The 16,532-nt window shown below is 67.0% G+C and carries 15 protein-coding genes; 9 read left to right on the top strand and 6 right to left on the bottom strand.

Annotation, left to right across the window (positions count from 1 at the left end; genetic code table 11):
• The first annotated feature begins 128 nt into the window (after positions 1-128).
• Positions 129-623, top strand: a complete 495-nt coding sequence (locus tag O6P39_RS01645; RefSeq protein ID WP_275609752.1) for a hypothetical protein — start codon at positions 129-131, stop codon at positions 621-623.
• A gap of 122 nt (positions 624-745) precedes the next feature.
• Positions 746-1,198, top strand: coding sequence for a glycine zipper domain-containing protein (locus O6P39_RS01640; RefSeq protein ID WP_275609751.1), 453 nt, complete (start codon positions 746-748; stop codon positions 1,196-1,198).
• A 45-nt stretch (positions 1,199-1,243) separates the two neighbouring features.
• On the opposite strand, the gene O6P39_RS01635 is transcribed toward O6P39_RS01640, so the two are convergent.
• A complete protein-coding gene (locus tag O6P39_RS01635) occupies positions 1,244-1,786 on the bottom strand; it encodes a DUF2087 domain-containing protein (RefSeq protein ID WP_275609750.1) in 543 nt (180 codons plus the stop codon).
• A 276-nt stretch (positions 1,787-2,062) separates the two neighbouring features.
• On the opposite strand from O6P39_RS01635, the gene O6P39_RS01630 reads away from it, so the two are divergent.
• Positions 2,063-2,428 carry a hypothetical protein gene (locus tag O6P39_RS01630; protein WP_275609749.1) on the top strand — a complete coding sequence of 122 codons (366 nt, stop codon included), beginning with the start codon at positions 2,063-2,065 and terminating at the stop codon, positions 2,426-2,428.
• 338 nt (positions 2,429-2,766) lie between these two features.
• Here O6P39_RS01630 and O6P39_RS01625 read toward each other — a convergent pair whose 3' ends face one another.
• The 3 genes from O6P39_RS01625 to O6P39_RS01615 all read right to left on the bottom strand — a co-directional run bounded on the left by O6P39_RS01625 (position 2,767) and on the right by O6P39_RS01615 (position 5,452).
• The gene (locus tag O6P39_RS01625) at positions 2,767-3,201 is read right to left on the bottom strand and encodes a thioesterase family protein (protein WP_275609748.1); all 435 of its coding nucleotides are present in this window, start codon (positions 3,199-3,201) and stop codon (positions 2,767-2,769) included.
• Positions 3,202-3,208: 7 nt separating this feature from the next.
• Positions 3,209-4,366 (bottom strand): iron-containing alcohol dehydrogenase, encoded by a 1,158-nt coding sequence (locus O6P39_RS01620; RefSeq protein WP_275609747.1) that lies wholly within the window; start codon positions 4,364-4,366, stop codon positions 3,209-3,211.
• 291 nt (positions 4,367-4,657) lie between these two features.
• Positions 4,658-5,452 (bottom strand): thymidylate synthase, encoded by a 795-nt coding sequence (locus O6P39_RS01615; RefSeq protein ID WP_275609746.1) that lies wholly within the window; start codon positions 5,450-5,452, stop codon positions 4,658-4,660.
• Between the two features lie 220 nt (positions 5,453-5,672).
• Here O6P39_RS01615 and O6P39_RS01610 point away from each other — a divergent pair, with 220 nt between their 5' ends.
• The 6 genes from O6P39_RS01610 (at position 5,673) to O6P39_RS01585 (ending at position 12,403) form a co-directional block, all read left to right on the top strand.
• Positions 5,673-6,179 carry a sugar dehydrogenase complex small subunit gene (locus tag O6P39_RS01610; RefSeq protein WP_275609745.1) on the top strand — a complete coding sequence of 169 codons (507 nt, stop codon included), beginning with the start codon at positions 5,673-5,675 and terminating at the stop codon, positions 6,177-6,179.
• Between the two features lie 2 nt (positions 6,180-6,181).
• A complete protein-coding gene (locus O6P39_RS01605; RefSeq protein WP_275609744.1) occupies positions 6,182-7,765 on the top strand; it encodes a GMC family oxidoreductase in 1,584 nt (527 codons plus the stop codon).
• Positions 7,766-7,767: 2 nt separating this feature from the next.
• Complete coding sequence (locus O6P39_RS01600) at positions 7,768-9,048, top strand: cytochrome c (RefSeq protein ID WP_275609743.1); 1,281 nt, start codon at positions 7,768-7,770, stop codon at positions 9,046-9,048.
• 118 nt (positions 9,049-9,166) lie between these two features.
• Positions 9,167-11,572 (top strand): tetratricopeptide repeat protein, encoded by a 2,406-nt coding sequence (locus O6P39_RS01595; RefSeq protein WP_275609742.1) that lies wholly within the window; start codon positions 9,167-9,169, stop codon positions 11,570-11,572.
• 73 nt (positions 11,573-11,645) lie between these two features.
• Positions 11,646-11,963 (top strand): DUF2388 domain-containing protein, encoded by a 318-nt coding sequence (locus O6P39_RS01590; RefSeq protein ID WP_275609741.1) that lies wholly within the window; start codon positions 11,646-11,648, stop codon positions 11,961-11,963.
• 113 nt (positions 11,964-12,076) lie between these two features.
• Positions 12,077-12,403 (top strand): DUF2388 domain-containing protein, encoded by a 327-nt coding sequence (locus O6P39_RS01585; protein WP_275609740.1) that lies wholly within the window; start codon positions 12,077-12,079, stop codon positions 12,401-12,403.
• A gap of 730 nt (positions 12,404-13,133) precedes the next feature.
• Here O6P39_RS01585 and gcvP read toward each other — a convergent pair.
• Entirely contained in the window at positions 13,134-16,010 is a 2,877-nt protein-coding gene (gene gcvP, locus O6P39_RS01580; protein WP_275609739.1) for an aminomethyl-transferring glycine dehydrogenase, read from the bottom strand.
• A gap of 75 nt (positions 16,011-16,085) precedes the next feature.
• Positions 16,086-16,475, bottom strand: coding sequence for a glycine cleavage system protein GcvH (gcvH, locus tag O6P39_RS01575; protein WP_275609738.1), 390 nt, complete (start codon positions 16,473-16,475; stop codon positions 16,086-16,088).
• Positions 16,476-16,532: the final 57 nt, after the last annotated feature.

Below are 16,532 nucleotides of genomic sequence, written 5' to 3'. Positions count from 1 at the left end.
AAGTTCTGACCCTAAATCAAATACTTGCATTATTTGATGAAAGTCGTGTTATTCGTCGGAAGTGCCTTGTCAGAGCCTTCGCACGAACCGAGGATCGCTTCCAACATCCCCACAGAGAGATCCTCTCTATGAAATACTCCTCGATGCTCCTGTTGTCTCTTGCGCTGGTTGGTGGCACCGCCTTCGCGGACGGCGACACCCGTGCCGGCGTCGGTGGCGCCCTGGGCGGGGTATTGGGTTCGGTCATCGGCCAGTCGGTCGGTGGCAGCACCGGCGCCGCTATTGGTAGTGGTATCGGCGGTGCGGCCGGTGGTGCGGTCGGTGCCCGCCACGGCAACAAGACAGAAGCCGCCATCGGCGGTGGCCTGGGCGCAGCCGGCGGCCAGGTGATCGGCAACAAGATGGGCGGCACCACTGGCGGTCTGATCGGCGCGGCCCTGGGCGGCGGCGCGGGCGGCGCACTGGGCAACCACTACGCCGACAACAACCGCGACGACGACGATGATGACTACCATCACGGCTACCGTCGTGCCCGCTACTACGACCGCGGCGACTGGCACGATAACGGCCGCCATCGCGGCTGGTACAAGCACAAGCACCATCGTCGCCATTGGGACGATTGATCCGCGGCAGGCAAACCGCGATCAGTCCACGGAAATGATGACTGACAGCCGGGCAGGCGTTGCCCGGCTGTTTTGTGTGCGGGACAATTTCCCCATCCCATTCCTAAATTCAGGTTCGCAAGATGCGTAAGACTCTTTCTGTTCTGGCGCTGGCCCTCCTGGCCAGCCAGGCCATGGCCGATGACACCAAGGCTGCCATTGGCAGCGGCGTAGGCGGTGCCCTGGGCAACGTCGTAGGCGGCGCCCTGGGCGGCTCCACCGGCGCAGCCATTGGCGCTGGCGTTGGCGGCGCAGCCGGCGGCGCGATGGGCGCGAAGAACGGCAACAAGACCGAGGCTGCCATTGGCGGCGGCCTGGGTGCTGCGGGCGGCTCCGTGATCGGCAACAAGGTCGGTGGCTCCACCGGCGGCACCATCGGTGCGGGCCTGGGCGGCGCCGCGGGCGGCGCGCTGGGCAACCACATGTCCGACAAGAACAACGATGACGATGATGACCACGATGGCCATCACGACAACGGCTACCACAAGGCCAAGGGTCACCATAAGCACAAACACAAGTATCACGACGACGATTGATGCTGTGTTGAACCAAGAGCCCGCCTTCCGGCGGGCTCTTTCATTTCAGGCCTGGAGAGCGGGCAACAGGGAGAGCAGCGCGCTCAGCTCCTGCGGCGGACGCCGCTCGATGCGCCAGTACTCGCTGCCGTCGTCGGTGCGCGAAAGCCAGCCGCCGTCGACCAACGCCCGGCGCAACAGCAGGTGATCGCCGAGGCACTCCTGGGCGCGTAGCCGCTCGTTGAGTTCCGGCTCGCTCCAGCGCTGGCGCGCCGGCAGCCGCGACCACAGCACCCAGAGGCAGGCCTCGCGATGGCTGTGCTTCTTCGGCCAGCGTTGCAGGCAGCCGGACTCGTCGAAATAACGCCGCCACTGCTCGATGCGGCGGAAGTCCACTACCGCCTCGGGCTCGGCCTCGCGCACCAGACGCGCCTCGGCCTGGTGGCTGGCGCGCAGCGCCTGATAGTTGCGAAAGCCAACCGCGCGGGCCAGCAGATTGAGCATTTCGACATGGCCGGGACGTTCGGGCGACTCGTCGAGCTGACGCGCCAGCGATTTTGCCAGGGCGGAAATGTCGGGGGCGTTGAAGGGCAAGCGTTGCCTGGACACAGTGCAATCCTCGTTGCGTGCCAAGACCTCGCGTAGAGGTTATCGGGGGTCGCCGTATTCCGATGCGGCACTCAAGGAATGTGTGTCGGATCGTCAAGGGTGCGGGGAACCGCGCGGCAGGTTTAGCGCTCTCCATACGGAGGCGGCGACGCCTGGGTGAACTGCCGACCGGCGGCCAGCATAGGCCGGCGGTGGCGCCCAGGGCAAGTCCCGGCTGGTTCGGCAAAGCTGGTATAGGCTTGCCGAGCAGGGATCACTGGCGAGAAGGAGCTATCCGTGAAAGCTGTAGCGGTTGCCGGACTGTTGTTGACGCCGTTGCTGGCGAATGCAGCGCAGGCCGGAAGCTGGCAGATATGCCGGCTGGAAGTGGAGATCACCGAGACGGTGAAACAGCCTTACCCGGGGCTCAAGGGGCGAGTGGAATCGGTCAAGGCCAGACCCGCCGAGGCGCAATGCCCGGACAAGGGCGCAGTGATCGCCTTCGAGCCGGAGAGCGCCGACTGGCAGAGCATGATCCCGCGCAGGCACTGGCCGGCGCCGGGGCAGCGGGTGTGGATGCGCTACCAGTACCTCGATGGGACGTGCAAGAACGATGGGAACGAGCGGCCGTGCCGGATCGAGCATTATCCGATGGGGTGGTGAGTCGGTGGGCTGATGCAACGTTCCCTTCGCAATGACTGGCCCCTGGCGCTCCTACGGATTGCAACGACTTCGGATCGCTCCTGCGACCATGGAGTCCTCCTCGATGCCTTCCACAAGAGCATCGCGGACAAGGTCCGCTCCTACGTGAAGTCCTGCGCGGGGGCCTGCCCTCTCCCTAACCCACTCCCTGAAGGGAGTGGGGACCGTTCGGTGCAGGATGAAACCATGGCGTCCGTTAGCACGATCTGCTCCCTCTCCCTTCAGGGAGAGGGCGGGGGAGAGGGAGAGGCCCAGGCACGGATTTTCAGAAGAAGACAGTTGCTCCTGCGGAAAGCCGTTCAGGCGCGGAGCAGTACTTCCATCGCCTCACGCAGTGGCGCCGGAATCGGCACCGGCCGACTGCTCGAGCGATCGACGAACACATGCACGAACCTGCCTGCCGCGCAGGCCAGGTCCTCGCCTTGGCGGAAGATCGCCAGCTCGTACTGCACCGAGCTGCTGCCCAGCTTGCCAACCCGCAGGCCGACCTCGATGCGCTCGGGGAAGGCCACCGGGGCGAAATAGTCGCAGCTGGAGCTGACCACGAAGCCCACCACCTCGCCGTCGTGAATATCCAGGCCGCCGCGTTCGATCAGGTAGGTATTCACCGCCGTGTCGAAGAAGCCGTAGTAGGTCACGTTGTTCACGTGGCCGTAGATGTCGTTGTCGTGCCAGCGGGTGGTGATCGGCTGGAAGTGCGCGTAGTCGACGCGGCTGGGGTGTTGTTCGCTCATCGCTCTCTCAGTAGGCGGCTCGGTAGATGGCCAGCGCGTCGCTCTCGCTGACTTCACGGGGATTATTCACCAGCAGGCGCTGCTGCAGCATCGCGTCGGCGGCCAGGCGCGGCAGGCTGTCCTCCGGCACGCCGGCGTCGCGCAGGCGCGAGGGCAGGCCGCAGCGCGGGCTGAGGGCGGCCAGTTCGGCGATGAACTGCTCGGTGCGGTCGGCGTCCGTGCGCAGGCGCTTGCCCAGCAGCAACGGCGCCAGTTCGGCGTAGAGCGGGCCGGCGTCGGGCGCATTGAAGCGGATCACTTCCGGCAGTACCAGCGCATTGCTCAGGCCGTGGGGAATGTGGAAGTGCCCGCCCAGTGGATAGGCCAGTGCGTGCACGGCGGCCACCGGGGCATTGGCGAAGGCCTGCCCGGCCAGGCAGGCGCCCAGCAGCATGGCCTGGCGCGCCTCGCGATTGCGGCCGTTGTGCACGGCTTCGCCGAGGTTCAGCGCCAGCAGACGCAGGGCCTCGCGGGCCAGCAGGTCGGACAGGGGATTCTTCTTCAGCTTGCTGGTGTAGGCCTCGATGGCGTGGACCATGGCGTCGATGCCGGTGGCGGCAGTGACCTCCGGCGGCAGGCCGAGGGTGAGGTCGGCGTCGAGCAGCGCCAGGTCCGGCAGCAGGTGCGGGCTGACCACACCCATCTTGGTGGTCTCGCCGGTGGTGACGATGGCGATCGGCGTGACTTCCGAGCCGGTGCCGGCGGTGGTCGGCACCTGCAGCAGCGGCAGGCGCGGGCCACGGGCGTTGCCGACGCCGAAGATATCCTTCAGCCCTTGGGAGGCCAGCGGATGCGCCAGCAATGCCACCAGCTTGGCCACGTCCATCGAGCTGCCGCCGCCGAAGCCGATCACCAGTTGCGCGGCCATTCGGCGCGCCCGGTCGGCGGCTTCCAGCACCACGCTTTCCGGCGGGTCGGCCAGCACCTGGTCGAAGACTTCCACCGCCACGCCGGCGGCGGCAAAGCCCGGCAGCACGCCATCGAGCATGTTCAGCCGGGTGATGCCGGGGTCGGTGACGATGAGTACGCGCTGGGCGCCGCGTTCGCGGCAGAGTTCACCCAGGCGGGCGGCGGAGCCACTCTCGCAGAGGATCTGCGCGGTGGTGGCGAAGCTGAAAGGCTGCATGACGGTCCCCGGTCTTGTCGTTATTCGGCGGAAAATCCGTTGGCCTACTTGGCGGCCAGCCCGGGGAGCATAGCAACGGGGCGCAATATCACGAAACCTTGTACCGCCTGGCGAAACCGTTATTCACCGACTGAATGGGGGCACGAAGGCTCATGAGGCGTAGGAGCGGACTCCGTCCGCAATCCGGCCTCACGCTGGGTCCATCGCGGACAAAGTCCGCTCCTACGAAAGAGGTCCCGCAGAAACAAAAAAGGCCGGCATTGCGCCGGCCTTTTCTTCATCGAGGACAGGTCAGACAGCGACCGGCGCCTTGATGTGCGGGTGGGCCTCGTAGCCGACCAGCTCGAAGTCCTCGAAGCGGAAGTCGAACAGGTCCTTCACCTCGGGATTGATCTTCATGGTCGGCAGCGGCAGCGGCTGGCGGGTCAGCTGCAGGTCGGTCTGTTCCAGGTGGTTGGCGTACAAGTGGCAGTCGCCGCCGGTCCAGATGAACTCGCCCGGTTGCAGGCCCGCGACCTGCGCAACCATCAGGGTCAGCAGCGCGTAGCTGGCGATGTTGAAGGGTACGCCGAGGAAGATGTCGGCCGAGCGCTGGTACAGCTGGCAGCTGAGCTTGCCGTCGGCGACGTAGAACTGGAACAGCGCGTGGCACGGCGGCAGGGCCATCTCGTCGATCAGCGCGGGGTTCCAGGCGGAGACGATCAGGCGGCGCGAGTCCGGGTTCTTCTTCAGCATCGCCATCAGGTTGGCGATCTGGTCGATGTGACGACCGTCCGGCGCCGGCCAGGAGCGCCACTGGTAGCCATAGACCGGGCCGAGGTCGCCGTTCTCATCGGCCCATTCGTCCCAGATCGAGACGCCGTTTTCCTTCAGGTAGGCGATGTTGGTCGAGCCTTTGAGGAACCACAGCAGCTCGTGAATGATCGATTTCAGGTGGCACTTCTTGGTGGTCACCAGCGGGAAGCCTTCGGCCAGGTCGAAGCGCATCTGGTGGCCGAACACGCTGTAGGTGCCGGTGCCGGTGCGATCGCTCTTGAAGGTGCCGTGTTCGCGCACGTGGCGCATGAGGTCGAGGTACTGTTTCATCGATGCAGTCTTAATCCGGTGAGGCTCTGCGGCGCGGCTCGCGATGGCCGCCGGCGGATCGATCCGCCCGGGCAGAATCTGAACAAGCGGCAATACTAAGGGGCGCGGCCCACTCTCGCCACCCCGACCGGCCCGGTGGCCGCCGTAAGTTCCGAACGACACGACGCAAGCGGCGCCAGACCGCGCGCCGCCACCTTTGCCTGGTGCCAGAGAGGTTCGCATGTCCGACGTTCAACGACCCGACTTCCCCCTTTCCCGCCGCCGCCTACTGGCGGTGGCCTGCACCGGCGCAGCAGTAGGCGGCGTGCTGCTCAGCCCCGCCGCCCGCACTTGGGCCGCGCTGACGCCCCAGGCTGAGGCGGAGCTGGCCAGCTTCATGACCCTCTCCCAGCGCCTGACCGGGCGCAGCAACCTCGACCCACGCATCGGCCAGCGCCTGTTCGAGGCCCTGGCCCAGCGCGACACCGCGCTCAAGCAGAGCCTCGCCGAGCTGCAGGCGCACCTGGCCGAGCCGCCCGCCAGCTGGGGCGAGCGCCTGCAGTGGCTGGCCCGGCAGATCCTGGGCGGCTGGTACCTGGGGCAGATCGGCGATGCCAGTAGCGCCAGCGTGGTCACCTACGAGCAGGCGCTGATGTTCAAGGCGGTGGACGACGTGCTGGTGATCCGCAGCTACTGCCCGAACAAGCCGGGCTTCTGGGCGGCCCAGCCGGCCGAGCGGGAGGTGTGAACATGGCCGAGACGCAACGCGCGGATTTCGTGGTGGTCGGCTCCGGCGTCGCCGGGGCGCTGGTGGCCCATCAGCTGGCGCTGGCCGGCAAGGATGTGCTGATCCTTGAAGCCGGGCCGCGCATGGCGCGCTGGGAGATCGTCGAGCGCTTCCGCAACCAGGCGGACAAGTCCGACAACCAGGCGCCCTACCCCTCGAGCCCGCACGCCCCGCACCCGCAATTCCACCCGGACAACCACTACCTGATCCAGAAGGGCACGCACCCCTACGACGTGCAGTACCTGCGCGTGGTCGGCGGCACCACCTGGCACTGGGCGGCCTCGGCCTGGCGCTTCCTGCCCAACGACTTCAAGCTGCTCAGCCTCTACGGCGTGGGCCGTGACTGGCCCATCGAGTACGCGGAGCTCGAACCCTGGTACCAGCGCGCCGAGGAAGAACTGGGCGTCTGGGGACCGGGCGACGAGGAGCTGGACTCCCCGCGTAGCCAGCCCTACCCGATGCCGCCCCTGCCGCTTTCGTGGAACGAGCAGCGCATCAAGACCCTGCTCAACGCCAACGGCTACCGCGTGGTCACCGAACCGGTGGCGCGCAACAGCCGTCCCTACGACCAGCGGCCGACCTGCTGCGGCAACAACAACTGCATGCCGATCTGCCCCATCGGCGCCATGTACAACGGCATCGTCCACGTCGAGAAGGCCGAGGGCGCCGGCGCGCGGCTGGTGGAAAACGCCGTGGTGTTCAAGCTGGAGAAAGGAGACGGCGGCAAGATCACCGCCGCGCTGTACAAGGACCCGCAAGGCAACGAGCACCGGGTCGAAGGCGGCACCTTCATCCTCGCCGCCAACGGCATCGAGACGCCCAAGCTGATGCTGATGTCCGAGGTCGGCAACAGTTCGGACATGGTCGGCCGCAACCTCATGGACCATCCCGGCACCGCCGTGCAGTTCTATGCCAACGAGAAGCTCTGGCCGGGCCGAGGGCCGCAGGAGATGACCTCGATGGTGGGCTTCCGCGATGGCGCCTTCCGCAGCGAGTACGCCTCCAAGAAGATCCACCTGTCGAACCTCTCGCGCACCGACCAGGTGGCCGCCGAGCTGATCCGCAAGGGTCCGCTGCTGCTGGGCCGCGAGCTGGAAGCGCAAATCCGCGACCGCGCCGCGCGCTTCGTACGCTTCGACAGCTTCCACGAAATCCTCCCGCACCCGGAGAACCGCATCGTTCCCAGCGCCAGCGAGCGCGACGCGGTGGGCATCCCCAAGCCGGAGTTCACCTACGCGATGGACGACTACGTGCACAAGAGCGCGGCGCACACCCGCGAGGTGTACACCCACGCGGCGAAGTTGCTGGGCGGCACCGAAGTAGTGTTCGAGGACAACTTCGCCAACAACAACCACATCACCGGCACCACCCTGATGGGCGTAGACCCGAAGGACTCGGTAGTGGACAGCCACTGCCGCAGCCACGACCACCCCAACCTGTTCATCGCCGGCAGCGCCGTGATGCCCACCGTCGGCTCGGTGAACTGCACCCTGACCATCGCCGCCCTGGCCCTGCGCCTGGCCGACCAACTGAAGCGGGAGGCCTGACGATGAAAACCCTGGCACTCCTCGCCCTGCTCGCCGCACCGCTGCAGGGCCACGCCGCCAACGCGCTGGACCCGGCGCCGCAGGACCTGCTGCAACGCGGCGAATACCTGGCCCGCGCCGGCGACTGCGCCGCCTGCCACACCGCGCCGGGTGGCAAGCCGTTCGCCGGCGGCCTGCCGCTGGTCACGCCACTGGGCGCCGTGTACTCCACCAACATCACCCCCGACCCGAAGACCGGCATCGGCAGCTACAGCTACGACGACTTCGCCCGCGCCCTGCGCGACGGCGTGGCCAAGGGCGGCACCCGCCTCTACCCGGCGATGCCCTACACCGCCTACGCGAAGATCAACGACGACGACATGAAGGCGCTCTACGCCTGGTTCCTCAACGGCGGCGTGCAGGCGGTGGCGCAGCCCAACCAGGACTCGGACATCGCCTGGCCGCTGGACGTGCGCTGGCCACTGGCGATCTGGAACCTGCTGTTCCACGACGACCAGGTCTACCAGCCCAATCCGAAGCAGAGCGAGGCCTGGAACCGTGGAGCCTACCTGGTCCAGGGCCTGGCCCACTGCGGTACCTGCCACACCCCGCGCGGCATGGCCTTCCAGGAAAAGGCCATGAATGAGCGCAGCACCGGCTTCCTCGCCGGCGGCGCCCTGGGCGGCTGGTACGCCTTCAACATCACCCCCGATACCCACAGCGGCATCGGCGGCTGGAGCGACGCGGAGATCGTGCAGTACCTCAAGACCGGCGGCGTGCCGGGCAAGGCCCAGGCCGCGGGCCCCATGGGCGAGGCGGTCGAGCACAGCTTCCAGTACCTGACCGAGGCCGACCTGCAAGCCATCGCCAGCTACCTGCGCAGCGTCCCGGCAGTCAGTGACGGCGAGCGCAAGGCGCGTTTCCAGTGGGGCAAGCCGGCCGAGGACGTGATCACCCTGCGCGGCCAGGACTTCGCCGCGCAAAAACAGGACGACGGCGCCCGCCTGTACCTGGGCAACTGCGCCAGCTGTCACTCCTGGAGCGGCGAAGGGGTGAAGGACGGCTACTACCCGATGCTGCTGAAGAACAGCGCGGTCGGCGCCCTGCAGCCGGACAACCTGGTGCAGGTGGTGCTCGGCGGCGTGCACCGCAAGGTCGGCGACGAGGAGCTGTTCATGCCCGGTTTCGCCGGCACCCTCAACGACGAGCAGATCGCCACGCTGGTGAACTACCTCACTGCGCAGTTCGGCAATCCGGAGATAAAAGTCGACAGCGCGCGGGTCGCGGAAATACGGCAGCCATGACGCCAACCCCAACGTAATGGCGGGTCGCCATCTCAGGATGAAAATGGCCCGCCCGCGTTGACAGCCTCCCCCTGCTCACGGAAGCTCCCTTACCCCTGGAGTCGTCGCGGAACAACGGATGTCCATGTCCAACAAGACCAAGAAGCCTCGCCCCACTCCCCCCGCATCCCAGCCTTCAGCCCCCCGCCGCACCTGGCTTGCAGTTGCTGCCGGGGTACTGCTCCTGGTCACCCTTGGCGCCTGGATCTGGGTGCAGCAGGACAGCGGCGTCACCCTGCCCAGCGATCAGCCACCTGCCCAGGCCGCCGCGCCCGCTCCGCAAGCGCCGACGCCCGCTGCGCAAGCCGCGCAACTGGTCGCCGAATCCACCTGCGAAGGCTGTCACCAGGCGCAGACCAAGGACTGGCAGGGCTCCCATCACCAGCAGGCGATGAAGCCGGCCAGCGAAGGCAACGTGCTCGGCAATTTCGCCGATGTCACCTTCAAGGGCGAGGTCGAGACCACCCGCTTCTTCCGCAAGGGCGACGAATACTGGGTCAACACCCCCGGCAACGACGGCAAGCCGGCGGACTTCAAGGTGGCCTACACCTTCGGCATCGAACCCTTGCAGCAGTATCTGCTGGAATACCCTGGCGGCCGCCTGCAGGCCCTCGGCGTGGCCTGGGATAGCCGCAAGAACCGCTGGTTCCAGCTCATGCCCGGGCAGCGCATCGACTACAAGGACGAACTGCACTGGACCCGCCCCGCGCAGAACGCCAACTTCATGTGCGTGGAGTGCCACACCACCGGTTTCAAGCGTAACTACGACGCCAAGACCGACAGCTTCGCCAGCCACTGGAACAGCCTCGGCGTCGGCTGCCAGGCCTGCCACGGGCCGGCGTCGAAGCACCTGGAATGGGCGCAGAAGCCGGACCGCAGCGCCGACAAGGGCTTCGAGGTGCCGCTGAAGAACGCCAGCCAGAGCACCATCGTCGAGACCTGCGCCCGCTGCCATGCCCGCCGCGCGCCGCTCGGCGACGGCTACCAGAACAAGCACCGCTTCATGGACGACTACCTGCCCAGCACCCTGACCCGCGAGCTCTACGAGATCGACGGCAAGATCAAGGACGAAGTCTTCGAGTGGGGTTCCTTCACCCAGAGCAAGATGTTCGCCAAGGGCGTGCAGTGCACCGACTGCCACAACCCGCACAGCGGCGAGCTGAAGGCGCCGGGCAATGGCGTCTGCCTGCAATGCCACAACACCGCCGGCAAGCCGGTGCGCCCGCAGATCGACGGCAAGGGCCTGAAGGCGAAGAACTACGACTCGCCCGAGCACCATCACCACGAACCCGGCAGCCCCGGCGCGCAGTGCACCTCCTGCCACATGCCAGGCCGCTACTACATGGTCAATGATTACCGACACGACCACGGCTTCAGCCTGCCCGACCCTGCCCATGCCCGGCGCATCGGCGCGCCGGATGCCTGCCAGGCCTGCCACAAGGACACCCCGGCGAAGAAGATCGCCGAGCAGTTCCGCCAGTGGTATGCCAGCGAACAGCCGGCCAAACCGAACGCCTCCGACAACCCCACACCGCGCTACGACGACACCCTGTGGAAAGCCCGTGGCGGCAAGCCGGGGGCCTCGCGCGCGCTGCATCTGCTGCTGGCCTCGCCCGAGCTGCCGGCGATCCGCCGTGCCACCCTGCTCGCCGAGTTGCCCGCCTATCCCAGCCCGCGCTCGCTGGAACTGGCAGGGCAGGGCCTGAAGAACTCCGATCCGCTGGTGCGCACCGCTGCCATCAACGTCCTCGTGTCCCTCGCCAACGGCCCGCAGCAGGCACTGGTGCTGGCGCCCATACTGGCTCCCCTGCTCTCCGACCCGATCCGCGCCGTGCGCATCGCCGCCGCCTGGCAACTGGCGCAGCTGCCGCCGCAGGCGCGCCCCGGCCTCGATGAAGCGCTGGACAAGGGGCTGCGCGAGTACGAAGACGTGCAGAAGAGCCTGGCCGAACGCGCCGAAGCCAATCTCAACCTCGCCATGCTCTACCAGCGCACCGGTCGGGGAGACCAGGTGGAGCCTGCGCTGCGTGCGGCAATGGCGCATAACCCGGACTTCCTGCCGGCAACCGTCACCCTGATCCAGTGGCTGGAAGCCAATGGCCGTCAGGCCGAGGCGCGCCAGTTGCTCGACGACGCCCTACGCCAGCATCCCAACGCCGGCCTGCTGCACCACGTCAACGGCCTCGCCCTGGTGCGCCAGGGCGAACGCGCGGCGGCGCTCAAGGAACTGCGCGAAGCGGTGCGGCTGTCTCCGGACGACGACCAACTCCGCTACGTGCTGGCCATCGCCCTGCACGACAGCGGGGAAGCCGACGCCGCCACCCATGAGCTGGAAGCGCTGCTGCAACGCCACCCGGCCAACCGCGCGGCACGTCTGGCGCTGATCGGCTACCTGCGCGAAACCGGGCAGATGCAGAAAGTGCAGATGCTGCTGGCGGAACTGGAACAGCAGAACCCGGACGATCCCACGCTCAAGCGCGAGTGAATCTTCCGACGAACAGGTGGGAACTAGCGAAGCGGCAAAAGCTCTGACAGACGCACTCAACCAAGGAGTTACCATGCGTCGCCGCTTCATCCCTGCCGTCATTGCCCTCACCCTGCTCCCGCTGGCCTCGGCCATGGCCGAAGACAACGACTTCTGGCGCTCGGTCCTGACCTCCGGCGCCACCACCGCCTCCAGCTACCTGACCAGCCGTGACGACCACAAGCTGGTCGGCCCGGCCCAGGACGACGCCGCCAGCTTCATCGCCACCGACGGCGCCATTCGCGGCCCCTACCTGGAAGCCGCGCTGCTGCAGATGCGCGCCAACGACCCGGCACTGGCCAACGCCAGCGACGCGGAGCTGGCCAGCGCCCTCCTCGCCAGCCAACGCTGACCGCGACGGCGCGCGCTGCCGCCAGCGCAACGCGCGCCGCCCGGCGCAAAGGTGGAACTCCCCGCAATCCCCACGCATCTCACCTGTACACGGACCCTCCGGAGGTGATTCTGATGCACACCGCCAAACTGGCCACCGTACTCGCCTTGCTCGCCGCGCCTGTTGCTTCGGCCATGGCCGACGACTTCCTGCGCGACATCATTTCGTCCGGCGCGACCACCGCGTCGCTCTACCTGACCTTCAGGCACGACCACAAACTGATCGCCGCCGCCCAGGACGACGCGAGCACTTATGTCGCCAGCGATGGCGCGATCCGTGGTCCTTACCTTGAATCCGCACTGACCCGCCTGCGCAGCGACAACCCCAGCCTGCGCCAACGCAGCGACATGGAGCTGGCCAACGCCATCCTGATCCGCAGCGACGATGCATCTGCCCAGTGAGCCCCACCGGCGCGGCCCCTGGCGCTCGCCACGGGCCGTACCCTGCTGGCGGGGCAGGCGTGAGGATCGGGTCGTTCCGCCCGCCCAGCGTCATTCCCTCGTGCTGACTGCCTCGCTGTAGGAGCGCAGCTCCGCTCTGGCTCTGACTCTGGCTTTAAAGACTTCCAGAGAAATGTCCACACGCACCGGAGCGCCCCTTCAGGAGGCCGAGTGGAATCGGAGTTTCAGGGGTTGAGCGGCATGGATGCCGCGAGAGCCGCGATGGGCCAGGGATGGCCCTTCGCGGCGGGCCCCTGAAACTTCGATGGAGCGAGGGAAACGAAGCGCAGCGAAGTAACAGCCGAAGGCTGGCCCGAAGGGTGAGCGAAGCGAATCAGCCCCGCGAAGCGGGACCCGGATGATGGGGCAAAGACCTTTGGTTACTTTCTGTGGGGCGGCCATCCGTAGTTTGAGAAAGTAACTCGCCCGAGGGGGCGAAACAGAAGACATCCGAGCACACCGATGCGGCGCAGAAACGCCGAACGTCAAGTCGGCGGATAACGCTTGGAGCGTTATTCGCCCTACAAGAGCATCACGGACAAAGTCCGCTACTACGAAACGTGGTTACAGGCGACTCCGCCGCCGGGACAATTCGCGAGCACGCTCGCTCCTACGAAAGCCCGTCCATAGCGGCGAAATCGCCACAACGAAAAAGCCGCCCGAAGGCGGCTTTTTCAGTTCGACTCAGCGATCACTCGCGATAGTCATCCACCGGCACGCACGCACAGAACAGGTTGCGGTCGCCGTAGACGTTGTCCACGCGGTTCACCGCCGGCCAGTACTTGAAGGCGCGGGTGTGCTCGGTCGGGGTCACCGCCTCGGCGATCTCGTACGGGCGCTGCCACAGACCCGTGACGTCCGCCAGGGTATGCGGCGCGCGCTTGAGCGGATTGTCCTCGGCCGGCCATTCGCCCGACTCGACCTTGGCGATCTCGGCGCGGATCGACAGCATCGCCTCGATGAAGCGGTCCAGCTCGTGCTTGGACTCGCTCTCGGTGGGCTCCACCATCAGCGTGCCGGGCACCGGGAAGGACATGGTCGGCGCGTGGAAGCCGTAGTCCATCAGGCGCTTGGCCACATCTTCCTCGCTGATCCCGGTCTGCGCCTTGAGCGGGCGCAGGTCGAGGATGCACTCGTGGGCGACACGGTCGTTACGGCCGCGGTAAAGCACCGGGAAGGCGCCGTCGAGGCGGCTGGCCACGTAGTTGGCGTTGAGGATCGCCACTTCGGTGGCGTCCGCCAACTGCGGGCCCATCATGGCGATGTACATCCAACTGATCGGCAGGATGCTGGCGCTGCCCCAGGGCGCGGCGCTCACCGCACCATTGAGCGGGTTCGGGCCTTCGATGCGGATCACCGGGTGGTTGGCAACGAAGGGCGCAAGGTGCTTCTTCACGCCGATCGGGCCCATGCCCGGACCGCCACCGCCGTGGGGGATGCAGAAAGTCTTGTGCAGGTTCATGTGCGACACGTCGGCGCCAATGTCCGCCGGACGCGCCAGACCGACCTGGGCATTGAGGTTGGCGCCGTCCATGTACACCTGGCCGCCCTGGGCGTGGATGACATCGCAGATCTCGCGGATGCCTTCCTCGTACACGCCGTGGGTCGAGGGGTAGGTGATCATCAGGCAGGACAGCTGCGGGCCGGCCTCCTCAGCCTTGCGCTTGAGGTCTTCCAGGTCCACGTTGCCGCCCTTGTCGCACTCGACGATGACCACGCGCATGCTCGCCATGATCGCCGAGGCCGGGTTGGTACCGTGGGCCGAGGATGGGATCAGGCAGATGTTGCGGTGCGCGTCGCCCCGGCTCTCGTGGTACTTGCGGATCGCCAGCAGGCCCGCGTACTCGCCCTGGGCGCCGGAGTTGGGCTGCATGCAGATGGCGTCGAAGCCGGTGATCGCGCAGAGCCAGCGCTCCAGTTCCTCGATCATCAGGCGGTAGCCTTCGGCCTGCTCGCGCGGCACGAACGGGTGCAGAGTGGCGAATTCCGGCCAGGTGATCGGGATCATCTCGCTGGTGGCGTTGAGCTTCATGGTGCAGGAGCCCAGCGGGATCATCGCCTGGTTCAGCGCCAGGTCCTTGCCTTCGAGCTGACGCAGGTAGCGCAGCATCTCGGTTTCGCTGTGGTGGCGGTTGAACACCGGGTGGGTCAGGTAGCCGCTGCTGCGCTGCAGGTCGGCGGGAATGCCGTCGGCGACCTTGCCGGCATCAAGTTGGGTGACGTCCAGGCCGTGACCGGCGCCCAGCAGGATGGCGAACAGGGTGGCGAGGGTTTCGGCGCTGGTGGTTTCGTCCAGGCTCACACCCAGGCGGTCTTCACCGACGATGCGCAGGTTCACGCGGGCAGCGCGGGCGCGCTCGACGATGGCCTGTTGCTGTGCGCCGACATCCAGGGTCAGGGTGTCGAAGAAGTGCTGGTTGACGCGTTTCACGCCCTTGGCTTCCAGGCCGGTGGCCAGGACCGCGGTCAGGCGGTGCACGCGCTGGGCGATGCGCTTGAGGCCCTGCGGGCCGTGGTAGACGGCGTACAGGCTGGCGATGTTGGCCAGCAGCACCTGGGAGGTACAGACGTTGGAGTTGGCCTTCTCGCGGCGGATGTGCTGCTCGCGGGTCTGCAGGGCCATGCGCAGCGCGGTGTTGCCGCGGGCGTCCTTGGACACGCCGATGATCCGCCCCGGCATGGCGCGCTTGTATTCGTCGCGGCAGGCGAAGAAGGCCGCGTGCGGGCCGCCGTAGCCCATGGGCACGCCGAAGCGCTGGGCGCTGCCCAGCACCACGTCGGCGCCGAGCTCGCCCGGCGGGGTGAGCAGCAGCAGCGCGAGCAGGTCGCTGGCCACGCAAGCGATGGCCTGCTGGGCGTGCAGCGCGTCGATCAGGCTGCGCAGGTCGCGGACTTCGCCACGGGTATCGGGGTATTGCAGCAGCGCGCCGAACACCGCGTGCTGGCCGAGGTTTTCCACCTCATCGACCACCACCTCGAAGCCGAAGGCGTCGGCGCGGGTCTGCACCACGGAGATGGTCTGTGGGTGGCACTGGGCGTCGACGAAGAACAGGTTGCTCTTGGCCTTGGCCACGCGCTTGGCCAGGGCCATGGCCTCGGCGGCGGCGGTGGCTTCGTCCAGCAGTGAGGCGCTGGCCAGGTCCAGGCCGGTGAGGTCGATGGTCATCTGCTGGAAGTTCAGCAGCGATTCCAGACGGCCCTGGGCGATCTCCGGCTGGTAGGGGGTGTAGGCGGTGTACCAGCCCGGGTTCTCCAGTACGTTGCGCAGGATCACCGTGGGGGTCAGGGTACCGTAGTAGCCGGTACCGATCAGGCTGGTCCACAGTTGGTTCTGCTGGGCGTACCCCTTCAGCTTGGCCAGCGCGCCCTGCTCGTCGAGGGCAGCCGGCAGGTCCAGCGCCCGATTCAGACGGATGGCCGGCGGCACCGTCTGCACGATCAGGTCGTCGAGACTGCTCACCCCCAGGGTATCGAGCATGGCCTGTTGTTCGGCGGCATCCGGACCCAGATGGCGGGCGAGGAAGGCGTCGGGCTGGTGCAGCTGGGAAAGCGAAGGGGTGTTCGACATGGCGTCGGCTCTCGAGAGGTCGTGCCTTAAAAGAACAGGCCCCGACGAGTCGAGGCCTGTGTGTACAGCGGTGTCTTACGCGTCGGCGTCGCAGGAAGCGCGGTAGCCGGCAGCGTCGAGCAGCTTATCCAGCTCCGCCGGGTTGCTCGGCTTGAGCTTGAAGAACCAGGAGCCGTACGGGTCGTTGTTCACTTCTTCGGGGGTGTCGGCCAGTACGTCGTTGACGGCGATGACTTCGCCGCCCACCGGGGCGTAGATGTCCGAGGCGGCTTTCACCGACTCCACCACACCGGCTTCCTGGCCGGCGGCGAGGGTCTTGCCCACTTCCGGCAGTTCGACGAAGACCACATCACCCAGGGCTTCCTGGGCATGGTCGGAGATGCCCACGGTCACGGTACCGTCGGCTTCCAGGCGCGCCCACTCATGGCTGGCGGCGTAACGCAGGTCGGCGGGGATATTGCTCATCTTGTTTTTCCTCGGTGACTGGGCGACGGGCGGCGCTGCCGCCCTATTCAAGTTAGA

It is taken from the genome of Pseudomonas sp. PSE14 (genome assembly GCF_029203285.1).
GTDB lineage: Bacteria > Pseudomonadota > Gammaproteobacteria > Pseudomonadales > Pseudomonadaceae > Pseudomonas.
Note: the sequence above shows the minus strand (reverse complement) of the source record. Positions and strands in the feature narration are given on the sequence as shown.